General features: G+C 67.4%; 9 protein-coding genes and 1 pseudogene. 7 read left to right on the top strand and 3 right to left on the bottom strand.

Annotated elements, in window-relative coordinates; all coding sequences use genetic code 11:
• Positions 1-58 precede the first annotated feature (58 nt).
• The gene (locus ACQP2O_RS42490) at positions 59-736 is read left to right on the top strand and encodes a type VII secretion system-associated protein (protein ID WP_433174877.1); all 678 of its coding nucleotides are present in this window, start codon (positions 59-61) and stop codon (positions 734-736) included.
• 43 nt (positions 737-779) lie between these two features.
• Here ACQP2O_RS42490 and ACQP2O_RS42485 read toward each other — a convergent pair whose 3' ends face one another.
• Positions 780-1391, bottom strand: a complete 612-nt coding sequence (locus ACQP2O_RS42485) for a sigma-70 family RNA polymerase sigma factor (protein ID WP_433174876.1) — start codon at positions 1389-1391, stop codon at positions 780-782.
• Between the two features lie 659 nt (positions 1392-2050).
• On the opposite strand from ACQP2O_RS42485, the gene ACQP2O_RS42480 reads away from it, so the two are divergent.
• Both ACQP2O_RS42480 and ACQP2O_RS42475 read left to right on the top strand, forming a co-directional pair.
• A complete protein-coding gene (locus tag ACQP2O_RS42480) occupies positions 2051-2347 on the top strand; it encodes a LysR family transcriptional regulator (RefSeq protein WP_433174875.1) in 297 nt (98 codons plus the stop codon).
• A gap of 236 nt (positions 2348-2583) precedes the next feature.
• A complete protein-coding gene (locus ACQP2O_RS42475; protein ID WP_433174874.1) occupies positions 2584-3687 on the top strand; it encodes a glycosyl hydrolase family 18 protein in 1104 nt (367 codons plus the stop codon).
• A gap of 85 nt (positions 3688-3772) precedes the next feature.
• Here ACQP2O_RS42475 and ACQP2O_RS42470 read toward each other — a convergent pair whose 3' ends face one another.
• Positions 3773-5740: a hypothetical protein gene (locus ACQP2O_RS42470; protein ID WP_433174873.1), complete on the bottom strand. Its 1968-nt coding sequence runs from the start codon at positions 5738-5740 to the stop codon at positions 3773-3775.
• 660 nt (positions 5741-6400) lie between these two features.
• On the opposite strand from ACQP2O_RS42470, the gene ACQP2O_RS42465 reads away from it, so the two are divergent.
• From ACQP2O_RS42465 to ACQP2O_RS42455, 3 genes and pseudogenes are all read left to right on the top strand, one after another.
• Entirely contained in the window at positions 6401-7966 is a 1566-nt protein-coding gene (locus ACQP2O_RS42465) for a protein kinase domain-containing protein (RefSeq protein ID WP_433174872.1), read from the top strand.
• Positions 7861-8220, top strand: a pseudogene (locus ACQP2O_RS42460) (hypothetical protein); the annotation flags it as partial. The gene ACQP2O_RS42465 and the pseudogene ACQP2O_RS42460, both read left to right, overlap by 106 nt.
• Before the next feature lie 70 nt (positions 8221-8290).
• Positions 8291-9001, top strand: coding sequence for a cupin domain-containing protein (locus ACQP2O_RS42455; RefSeq protein WP_433174871.1), 711 nt, complete (start codon positions 8291-8293; stop codon positions 8999-9001).
• An 815-nt stretch (positions 9002-9816) separates the two neighbouring features.
• Here ACQP2O_RS42455 and ACQP2O_RS42450 read toward each other — a convergent pair.
• Positions 9817-11070: a cytochrome P450 gene (locus tag ACQP2O_RS42450; RefSeq protein WP_433174870.1), complete on the bottom strand. Its 1254-nt coding sequence runs from the start codon at positions 11068-11070 to the stop codon at positions 9817-9819.
• A gap of 192 nt (positions 11071-11262) precedes the next feature.
• Here ACQP2O_RS42450 and ACQP2O_RS42445 point away from each other — a divergent pair, with 192 nt between their 5' ends.
• On the top strand, positions 11263-11652 hold the full coding sequence (locus ACQP2O_RS42445; RefSeq protein ID WP_433174869.1) for a cupin domain-containing protein: 390 nt from the start codon (positions 11263-11265) through the stop codon (positions 11650-11652).
• Positions 11653-11718 lie beyond the last annotated feature (66 nt).

Raw genomic sequence — 11718 nt, 5'->3', positions numbered from 1 at the left:
GAGCTTTGGCGTGATCTACGGCGATGGGCCAGAGTGATCGATCGTGGAAGGAGATGAGGTGGCCGAAGAACTGATCGAGGGTGCCACCGAGAGCATGCCTCCGGTTCCGGACTCGATTCGGGAGGCGGCCCGGGTCGCGCCCGATCATTGGATCGGGACGGTCGATCCCACCTGGAGCGGCGGCGGTGAACCGCCGGCGTGGGCGGTTGTCGGGCAGTGGCGGTCGAGCGAGGAAGGCGAGATCGTCGAATGGCGCGATAACGAGGAGTACCGGCCGTCGCCGTCCGCGCTGGGGTGGCCTGAGCCCACCGACGACGTGGACGCCGCGGTGCAACTCGCGGTGACCGGCTACGGCCCCGGCGAGGCCGTGACCGAGGCGCTGGCGGCCATGCCGGAGGTGGCCGTCTTCATCACCCCCGAGGGCGACCCGCTGCCCGCCACCGCGCCTGACGCCACCACCCGCGTCATCCCGGTCTTCACCTCGCCGCTGTACCTCCATACCGCCGGTCGGCTGGCGTTCGAGCTGATGAGCGTACGGGCACTGGTGGACCGGCTTCCCGAGGACCACGTTCTCTACCTCAACCCCTCGGCCCTGGTCGGCATGACGGTCGACACCGGCATGCTCCTCGAGGCCCTGGATCGCGTGCCGCCGAGCGACACGGACGAAGACGCCGCCCGCCCGGCCATCGTCGGCGACGACATCCCGCCCACCGACGTCCGCCGACGTCGACCCTGACGTCGAGGAGAGCGACGGCGCCGACGTCGTACGGCGCCCCAGCTCAGTTCATGACCTCGCGGGCGCGCAACGATGCGCGTAGCGCGCGCATGGCGTAGTGGGCGCGGGACTTGACCGTGCCCGGCACGAGGCCGAGAGCGGCTGCGGTCTGCTCCACGCTGTGGCCGAGGTAGTACTTGTAGAGCAGCACTTCGCGCCGCTGCTCACTGAGCTTGCTCATGCTCGGGAGCACCGCTCGCAGCGTGACGACCAGCTCCGCGGGGTCGGGGACGGTCGGCTCGTCGGCCTCGTGGTAGCCGACCTCCTTCGGCCGGGCCTGCCATGCGCGGTGATGGTCGATCGCGATCCGGTGAGCGACGGTGAAGAGCCAGGTGCGTACCCGGTCCGTCGTCGGATCGAGGATGGCCCGGTTCTGCCAGGCCCGTAGGGCGGTCTCCTGGACGATGTCCTCGGCCTGGTGCCGGTCGCCTTTGCAGAGCTGGACCGCGAAGCTCAGGAGGACTGCGCCGTGCCGCTCGTACAGTGTGCGCGAGAAGGCGTCGTCGTGCGCGGGGTCGCGTTGTGGGGTCGGGGCGTACGCGACGTCATGCCCTCGCCTGGCGGGGGCTCTCCGGGCGACGGCTCGTGGCTGGTCGAGCACGTGGCTGCGCGTCATGGGAGGCGACCTCATTCGTCACGATTCGTCAGTCGGGACCAGCCGCGGTACTGCTTGACCTCGACCGCTGATACGGCTCCACGACCGGAACGCCGGCCGCAAGCCGCGCTTCCATCAGCGATAAGGGCATAGACACGAATGTCCATTGACGTTCCGTTCAACGTGCATCGCTCGACATCCGCCTGATAGGTCGAGAGCCGGCCATTCTTGCCATTGCCTCTGATGAACATGATCAACAATCGGGATCGTTGTCACTCGGAGCTGTACGTGTGTCGGTTCCAGGACATCAAGACCGCGACAGACGATCAACAGCCGAAAAAGTTATGCGCTCGGGTCCCACCGGTACGGCCCGGCTTCATGTACAGCGCCTGGTTCACCGTCGCCGAGACCGGCGACCCCCGTCTTCGCCGGACACCGCGGACAGATCACCCGAGAGCGCACGTGTCCGAACGCCGACGCCAGGTGCCGCGGGCCGGTAGTGCTGGCTGTACCACAGGCGTACCCCGTGCGGGATCGTGACGGCCGTTCGGTCGGGGAGAAGCTAAAGCCGCAGCGTGCTGGATGCCTCTAGCCGCTGTGCGGTCCGCTGGATTCCTGTGTCGCCCTGGTATGGGCCGCCGACCTCGACATGGACCTCACTCGCATTCACGGGGGAATGCATGGACTTCCAGTCACTTCGTTATGCGATCACACTCGCGGAGGAGTTGCACTTCGGCCGCGCCGCGCAGCGGCACTACATCGGCGCCCAACCGTTCGGCCGGCACATCCAGGAACTGGAGCGTGAACTGGGTGTCCGGCTGTTCGAACGCACCAGTCGGCGGGTCACCGTGACCCCGGCGGGCGCGCGGGTCGTGGCCGAGGCCCGGGCCATCCTGGCCGCGGTGGACGCGCTCACCGACCCGCGTCGCTGGGCCGGACCCGACGAGGCCAGAACCCTGACCCGCTCGCGCAAGTAGTCGAAGGTCCGGCCGGCTGATCGCGGCTTGGCCGGGTTGCGCGCTGCGAGGGTTTCAGACGCGGCCTTGACACCAGCGTGAACCGAATGCCGTGCGCTTCGTATGCGGGGGTATGGCCGCCCCTCATTCCGGTTCTCGCACCCTCCGCCGGTTTTGAGGGGTGGCCTCGAATCGTCATGCGGCGACGGGAAAGCATTCCTCGACCGTTAATGCCGTCAATCGCAGGGGACTAAGAAATGCTGTTTCGCAAGCTCTCTGTCGGTGTCGCACTCGCGTCGGCGACCGCCCTGACCGCGGCGACCGCCCTGACCGCGGGGATCGCCATGCACGGCGCTCCTGCCGCCGAATCCGCTTCGTTCCGGGTCGCAGCGGAGCCGAACGTGCAGTTCCAGACCTGGCTCTACCCCGGCGGCCCGGGTGAACCGGTATGCACCGCCGCCGCCGAATACGCCGACGACCGCGTGAAGAACGGCGCCCTGAACCCGGAGTACTGGTCGGTGGCGTCGAGCGGCTCGGTCACGCTGGAGACCACCGCCGACGGCACGTGCAACACCTATAGCTCGCAGAACGTCGCGGACCTGAAGGCGCACTCCGCCCATCAGTACCCGACTCTCTCGGGCATGGACACCGCGAGCGTTCGCGCCCTCGTCAGCAGCGAGGCGAAGCGGACCGCCGCGATCGAAAAGGTCACCTCGCTGGTCGTCAGCGCCGGACTCAGCGGAGTCGATGTCGACCTGGAGGACTACTGGTCCTGGAGCACAGCCGACTTCACGAACTACAAGACCTTCCTCCAGGAACTCGCGACCTCCCTGCATTCGAAGGAAAAGCGCCTGCAGGTGGATGCCCCGGCGATGACGGAGGATGCCGCCTTCTACGATTACGCGGCCGTCGCCGCGACCGGCGTCGACGACCTGGTCATCATGGCCTACGACGAGGAATACGACACCGCGAAGGGAGAAGCGTGCCTGCCCATCGCGCCCTACAGCTGGCTTGAGCAGGTGACGACCTACGCGCAGAGCAAGGTCGCGACCTCGAAATTGATCATGGCGCTGCCCTCCTACGGCTACAGCGCCCCTTCCCCCTGTGACACCGATGCCGTCACCGGCAATATCCACTTCAACGACATGAAGCAGAAGCCCGGGTTCTCCGCCGACCCGGCCACCGTGGAGAGCCGGCGCGACCCGTCGTCGGGCGAGATCCGCTGGACCGCCAACGGCACCCTTTACGACTACGTCGACCAGACCGCCATGGACCGCAAGCTGGCGTTGCTCGTCTCCCACGGCGTGACCAAGGTGTCCGTTTGGACCCTCGGCGGCGGCAACCCCTGGTTCACCCGCTGAGGGCCTGACCGTGACCGGCTTTCCTGAACGGGCTGACCGAGAACGCCAGCGTGTCGGAGCCCGGGCGCGTACCTGAGGTTGACGGTCAGGTGACCTTGATGGCGATGACGCCGGTGTAAGTGTGGCCCGGGGTGATGGCGGTCGCGTTGCCGTCGACCGTCATCGACAGCGTGCGGCCGTTCGGTGCGACGACCGTGGCGCCCTGGGCCACGACCAGCTTGCTCAGGTACGACGTGCCGGTCACCGTCCACGCCGAATCATTGTTCAGCCGGACGATCACGCCATTGTTGACGACCGGGCTCGCCGTGTTGCCGACCTCACCGAGCTGCAGGTAATTCGCCGAGCTGATCGTGTCGACGCGATGTTTGGTCCGGGTCGCCGAGATGACGCCCTCGACCTTCGCTCGGTCGAAGGTCAGCACCATGTTCAGCCCGGCGATCTGCCCGCCTTCTCCGGGCCCGCCCGGACCGGAGGACTGCCCGCCGCCCCGAATGCCGTTGTAGAAGTCGCCCTTCAGGGCGATGTCGGCGAAGGTGGCGACCGCGTCCGTGCCGTGCGCCTCGGTGACGTCGAACGAGTCGACCTTCGTGGGATCACCGGTCGGCTCGTGGTACACACCCTCGTTGACGACCTTCCCGTCGACCATCACCGGTCCGGGGTCGTCGTTCTCCATCACCTGGAGGATGATCCCGTTCTTCGGGTTGAGGCGGGCGCCGCGGGAGCCGTCGACCGTGATCGCCACCTGCTGGCCCTTGTCGAGGAAGGTGGTCTCCGCCGAGTCGACGACGGTGCCGCCGTCGATGTCCAGCGATCCGGCACCGTGCCACATGAAGCCGAACCTCCGCGACTCGACCACCGTACGGCGCTCGGGCAGGGCGGCGATCTCCCGGGCGGTCAGGCCGATCTCCAACTCCTCGTTGAGCCGGGCGACCTCCTCGTGGGTGCTGTCGCCGTAGTGGACGGCGCCGCCGCGGTTGATGGTCGCGTACGTGCCGACGTCGAACCGGCAGCCGAGGAAGCGCTCGGTCGCGTTGCCGATGGCGTAGGAGCCGTATCCGTCCTGGCCGGTGAGGGCGACCGTGCAGTTGATCGCGGTCAGCGTGCAATCGGTGCCGCTGTCGCTGGACAGCACGCCCCAGCCCTCCGAGGAGATGGACGAGTTGATGTAGGACGCCCGGGTGCCGTCGCCGAGCAGGTTGGTGGCGCGCACGTTGCCGGAGATGCCGAGCATCCAGGGCGCCGACTCCATGTACGCCGTGTCGACGGTCGGCACGTAGCCGGAGGGGAGCACGCCGTTGCGGGTGTGGATCCGGGAGTTCTTGACCACCACGTTCGCGCCGCCGTCGGCGATCACACCGCTGCGTACCGCGCCTCGGTTGGTCACCTGGGTGTGGTCCACGACCAGCCTCGTCGCGGTGCCGGTGCCCACGATCGCCGCACCGTAGCCGACGAAGTCGCAGCGGCCGTTGCCGTCCAGCGCGATCCGGGTGTTTCGCAGGGTGTAGGTGCCATCCGTCACGTAGACGCCGTCGAAGACCTCCCCGGTCGAGACGATCGACACGCCGCGTGCGTCGTGCGCGGTGACCCGCCCGCCGACTGCGGCGGCCAGGACGGAGGTGGACGCCACCAGGCCCGTGTCGTCCACGAACAGCGCCTGGCGGAATGGGAAGACGAACGTCTTCGACACCCCGTTCCAAGTGACGGGATTGGCCTTCGCCACGGTGAGCACGATGTTCCCGCGGTACGTCCCGGGGGCGATCTTCGTGTCGCCGCCGCCGGCTTCGGTGAGCACGCCACCGGTTTCCACGCCGTCGATGGTCATCGTCAGGCTGTGTCCGTCTGGGGCGGTGATCGTGCCGCCCTTGGCGATGGTGACGAGCCTGGCTCGCGTCGTCCGATGGACCACATAGGTTTGCCCGGGTCTGACGGAGATCTCATCCGTCTCCGGCGTCCTCTCGGGCACTGCGACGTCGGCGATCGCTGGACGGCACAGCAGCGCCCCCATGGTGGCGGTACCGGCGACGATAATGGAGCGTCGGGTCATCAGCGTCATTTCTGCCTCACCAGGTCGAGTGGTCCATCCGCGCATCGGACATCCGGCCTGCCGCCCAATTCACCGGTATCAATCCGGGGAACCGGAGCCCGCCGGCATCGCTAGGAGTAAATCAGGAGCCCAACGAGAGCAGAAATCATCTCCTGATATGACAGAAATCGACCGCGCCAATATATCGTTATTTACTGGCGCTTTGTTTGGCGCTTCGCTGGATAGTCATGGTTGCGCGCGGAATGGCGCATGCCACCTCGGCTGCGCCCGGTACGCCGCCGGTCCGCCTGGCACGTCACGGTGCTCGGCAACGGCTCGGAGACCCGCCGAGCGCTCCGGTGGGGCCCCTGCCCGGATGGTGGCGTCCTGGTAGCGCGCGGGCGGTCATAACCTTTTTGGCTGATGATCCCCTGTCGTGGTTGTGCTGAACTGGTCCAGTTTCTGCGCTTGTAGGGCAGTGGCCGGTGTGGGTCGTTCAGACCGATCCTGACGCGGTGCGCGCCGCGGGCGGCACGATCATCCGGGCCGCCCTTGAGCGGCCATTGCCCGATTCCGACCCATCAAGGAGAAACCCGTGAGCGACCAGAAGACGACCGAACGACGGCAGCGCGCCTCGCTGCGTTAGAAACCAGATTCATGAGTTCCGCACAAGACCGCCCTGATGAAGGCATGTCGGACGAGACATCCGTGGACGGGCAAGGGGCGCCACAGGATGCGGCGGCGCCCATGATCGCGGGCCGGTATCGGCTCGTGGCGCCGCTGGGCAAGGGGGGCATGGGTACCGTCTGGCGGGCATGGGACGCCGTTCGCGGTGAGGACGTCGCGATCAAGGAACCCCACCTCGCGCCGCATCTAGGGGGCGAGAGCCGCGAGGTCATGGTGGCGAGGCTGGAGCGGGAGGCGAGGGCCGCCGCACAGATCTCACACCCGGCCGTGGTCGACATCCTCGACGTTGTCCGCGATTCCGGGCGGCCGTTGATCGTCATGGAGCTGATCAAGGGCCGGAATCTGGCCGACCTGATGGACGAGGGCCTACTGTCGCCCCAGCAGGTGGCGAAGGTCGCGCTGCCGGTCGCGGAGGCACTGGTCGCCGCGCACGCGGTGGGTGTGCTGCACCGGGACGTCAAGCCGCACAACATCATGATCGCCGACGACGGCCGGGTCGTCCTCACCGACTTCGGCCTCGCCCAGATTCAGGGGGAGCAGGCGCTCACCGCCACGAACACCCTGGTGGGCTCCGCCGAGACCGTTCCCCCCGAGCGGGTGCTGGGAAGGGCCGCCGTGCCCGCGTCGGACTTCTTCTCCCTCGGCGTCGTCCTGTACAGGGCGGTCGAGGGCTACTCACCCTTCCGGCGCAACGTCCCGGAGGCGACCTTCCACGCGATCATGAACGCGCGGCCGGCCGACCCGATCCACGGCGGGCCGCTCACCCCGCTGATCATGGCCATGCTCGACAAGGACCCAGAACAGCGGCCCAGCGGTGCTCAGGTCATCGAGCGGCTCCGCCAGGTGGCCGAGGGCACACCGTCGGCCTCCACCCCCACGGCGCCCCCGGCCGCCGAGAAGGGACCCGATAACAAAACCGGCGATGGAAAGCGCACTCGCCGCATGTGGGTGCTCCCGGTGGCGGCCACCATCGCCGTAGCCGCGTTCGCGGCCGGTGTGGCCGCGGCTACGGGGGTCATCAAGCTGAGACCGGCGGCGACACAGACCAGCCCGGCGGTGACGGCCACGGCCACCACCACGCAGCCCGGTGACCAGCAGCAGCACCCGACGGTCTCCCCGAGCAAGAGCCGCAAACCGCAGGCCGCGGCGAGCACCAAGTCCTCGGTCCCACACCGTAAGCCCGCCGACGCCCAGACCGCGTCGGCCGAACTGCCGTCGGCGGGCGGGCCGCCGTGGACGACCCGCGTGCTGCACGCCCCGTACGTTCTGACCCCGGGCAGCAGCGTGCGGACGAATCGCATCGTGCTGACCATGCAGACCGACGGAAACCTCGTGCTCCGCGACAAGAGCGGCAAGCCCATCTGGGCCACCGGGACCAACCGGCCCGGGTCCCACGCCACGCTTCAGACCGACGGCAACCTGGTCATCTCGACCACGGACAATCGGCCGGTCTGGGGCGCGGGATGCCAGGGCCACGACAATTCGACGATGGTGCTGCAGCCAGACGCCAATCTGGTGATCAAGGACAAGAACGACAGCGCGATATGGGCGAGCAACACCTGGCAATGACCCACTCCGATGCTCCTGTGCGACGCGCGTGGAACGTGGTCGCCTGGAACAGCGCGTGGGCGGCACTGGGGTGCGGGGAGCCGACCGCGCACCCCTGGGACGGGAACCTCGCGTGGCGCACCTTCGGCGGTGCGCCCAGCCGGGTCAGCCGGACCGTCGAGCGCGGGGCCGGCTTCGAGACCATGCTCGTCGCTCGGCTCCGGACCGCGGCCTTGCGCTACCCGGCCGACACCTCGCTCGCCGCGCTCGTGGACGAGGTAACTGCCTTGGGCGGATATCAACAGGAGCAATCCGGCAGCGTCGTCGAACCAGCGGAGGAGAGAAATGCCGAGCCACACATCAAGCTTCAGCCCCGCCAGGTGGGTGGCCGCGCTCCGCAGCGACGGCGCGCGGGTGCCGGGAATCTGGACGAAGGTGCTGTTGAACTCCGCCCAAGGCGACTCGTTCTCGCTGCTGAGGCTCGCCGCTGGAAGCGAATGCACCATCGGTGGGTCCGCGGACGACCGGATTCTCGTGCTGGACGGCCGGCTCTCGACTGCGGCCGCTGGCACCGGTCCCCGCACGGACCATCGGTGTGGGGCGTATGCCGCGATGCCCGGGAACGGGGACGCCGTCGTGTCCAGCGCTGACGGCGCCCTGGCCCTCGTACTGACCGGCAAGCGGCTGGGAGCCCCAGCCGATGACGTGTTCAGCCCGGAGGGATGGCAGGAGTCGGGTCCGGGCCAGTGGTTCCGGCTGCTCCTCGACGTCGCTTTCGACGAAGAATTCGACGAACGGGTCGTCGGGTTGTCCTATTTCGAGCCGGGCGCCTCCTCACCCCGGCATCCGCACCGGACGGCACACCGCTTCCTGTTCCTCGACGGTGAGGCCGACGACGAACTGGTGTTTCCCGACGGGCACCGGCACACGGCGCACCGGGCCAAGGGTGACTTCGTCGACTACCCGCACCCCATCGAGCATCAGACCTTCAGCAGGACGGGCTGCACGATTCTCTTTCTGCACGAGCCGATCTCGGCCGCAGACGGGTCACCCTGACCCCGGCGGGCACGCGGGTCGTGGCCGAGGCCCGGGCCATCGTGGACGCGGTGGACGCGCTCACCGATTCGCGCAGCTGGGCCGAACCCGACGAGGCCGAAACCCTGGCCGGCTCGCGCAGATGAACGAGTAGGTCAAGGGGCGCGCCCTGGTTCACGACCGTTCCGCCTGGTGATCTCTTGTTGCGGTCGTGCCGTCTCGAGTTCGGCGTCTGCCCATCGGCGGCCAGGTACTCGATTCTCCTTCATAATTCGCTAATCCTCCTTTGCTTTGGTAGGTGATTTTCATCGCCGGGCTAGGTGATCCCCGAGCTTGATTGAAGGGAGAATGCATTGCGGTCCCTTACTTTCCGCCGGTTGGGCGTCGCCACCGGTATTGCTGTTGCGGCCATGACGTTCAGTCTCGCGGGTGCCTCAGCCGCGTCCGCTGACTGGATTCCGCGTCAAGGTGTGGTCTACCCCACCTACAATGCCTGTCAGTATGACGGGAATGTTCTCGCTCAGCAGGGTAAGCTCCACGGATTCAACTGCCAGCAGGTCAGCGGAGGCTGGGCGTTGTGGTGGTGGTAAAACCGCTCGATACGCGGTGGTGCCGGCGTACCTGATCAGCTCTCGTGCTCGGATTTCGTCGAGCGCGTATTAGATGATTGATCCCAAGGGATCTTGGTGCGCAGACACAGCGAGGGCGTCCAATATCAGATTGTGACGACCGATCTCGTTCAGGGCCTGTCCCGAGGTCTCCGTTCGTAGCGAGTGGTGTCCAGATGCTGCCTGGACACCGCGCAGTAGGACAGCGGGACTTCGAGACAGGCTCTACTAGGGGGCGATGTCGTAGCGGACGGGCAGGCGCTTGAGCCCGCCGACGAACAAGGTCGCGATGTTCTCCGGTTCCCCGGCGAGCTCGATCGACCGCAGCCGCGGGAGCAGTTCCTCATAGAACGCGCGGACCTCGATGCGCGCCAGCGCCGCGCCCAGGCAGTAGTGCACGCCGAACCCGAACGCCAGGTGCTTGTTGGGGTCGCGGCCGACGTCGAAACGGAACGGGTCGGCGAAGACCTCCTCGTCCCGGTTGGCGGAAGGGTAGGACAGCAGCACGGAATCGCCCTCGCGGATCGTGACGCCGCGCAGCTCGTAGTCCTTGGTGGCGGTGCGCATGAACTCTTTCACCGGCGTCACCCAGCGGATCATCTCGTCCACCGCGAGCGGCATCAGCTCGGGCTTGTCGCGCAGCCGGGCCAGCTCGCCCGGGTTCTGGATCAGCGCGTGCAGCCCGCCGGAGATCGTCGAGCTGGTGGTGTCGTGCCCGGCGGTGGCGATGATCACATAGTAGGAGGCGGTGTCGAAGTCGTTGAGCGGCTCGCCGTCGATCCTCGCGTTGGCGATGGCCGAGGCCAGGTCGTCGGTCGGGTCGATGCGGCGGGCCTGGGTGAGCTCCTGGAAGTAAGCGAAGAACTCCAGGAGGACCTGCAGCTTCTCCTCAGGTGTGGTGCCGCGCTGGAACTCGGTGTCGTCGCCGCCGAACAGCTCCTGGGTGAGTTTGAGCATCCGGTCGAAGTCGCTTTCGGGGAGCCCGAGCAGCGACAGGATCACGTACAGCGGGAAGTGCACGGCGATGTCCTGGACGAAGTCGCACTCGCCGCCGCGCTCCACCATGCGGTCGACGTACCGCTTGGCCAGCTCCTTGACCCGCGGCTCCAGCGCGCGCATGGCCCGGGGCCGGAACCAGTCGGCGCCGATCGCCCGGATGACCCGGTGGTCGGGATCGTCCATGTGGATGAGCGTGCGCAGCGCGACGCCCTGCTCTTCTCGCTGCCGGTTCAGCTCGTCGAACTCGGCGGTGGCGAGCACGGGGCGCGGCGCGTTCAGGAACAACTGATGATTGCGCTCGATCTCGAGCACGTCCGCGTGCTTGGTGATCGCCCAGAACGGGTTGTAAGCCGGCACGTCGTCGACCCGGTGCACCGGGGACTCGCGGCGCAGCAGCGCCAGCGACTCGTGGAACCGCCGGTCGTCGGCGTACGCGCCTGGGTTGGCGAGCATCCGGCCCGCCTCGTCCACCGTCAGCGACATCGTCACGCCTCCTCGTCGAGGCTCTGGCAGCCCGAGTTATGGCTCTCTTGGGTCGGATAAATTGAATCACATTAGGAGGGCGAAGCGGTTCAGGTCAGCACAACCGCAGCAGGCGATCATCAGCTGAAAAGGTTGTGATCTTGCATAGATGACCGCACGCGCTCGGCTGTGGACTTCCTTAACGTGGAGGTTATGACAGAGCGCTTCAGTACGGTACGTCTCGACGAGGCTCCTGAGGTGACCGCGCCGGACGGTTCGGCAGTGCGGCCGCTGTGCGTACTCGCGGGGGCGGCGAGCTTCGCCCAATTCGAGCTCGCGCCGGGGGAGACGGCCAAGGCGGTGTCCCACGCCACCGTCGAGGAGATCTGGTTCGTCACCTCCGGGGCAGGTGAAATATGGCGTAGCCAGGGCGGTCGCGAGGAGGTCACGGTGTTGGAGCCGGGTATCTGCCTGACCATTCCACTGGGCACGACGTTCCAATTCCGGGCCGGTGCGCAGCGGCTGCGTGTGGTCGCGGCAACCGTACCGCCCTGGCCGGTGAACAGTCCGGACGAGGCAAGGCCCGAACCCGGCCGTTGGTGACCGTGGTTCGCCTCTTTTCGGACATATATCGTGCCCGCATCCGTACGGCCGGGGCCTGATACGAAA

It is taken from the genome of Actinoallomurus sp. CA-150999 (assembly GCF_050942425.1).
Classification (GTDB): Bacteria; Actinomycetota; Actinomycetes; order Streptosporangiales; family Streptosporangiaceae; genus Actinoallomurus.
This window is presented reverse-complemented; position numbering and strand designations above follow the sequence as displayed.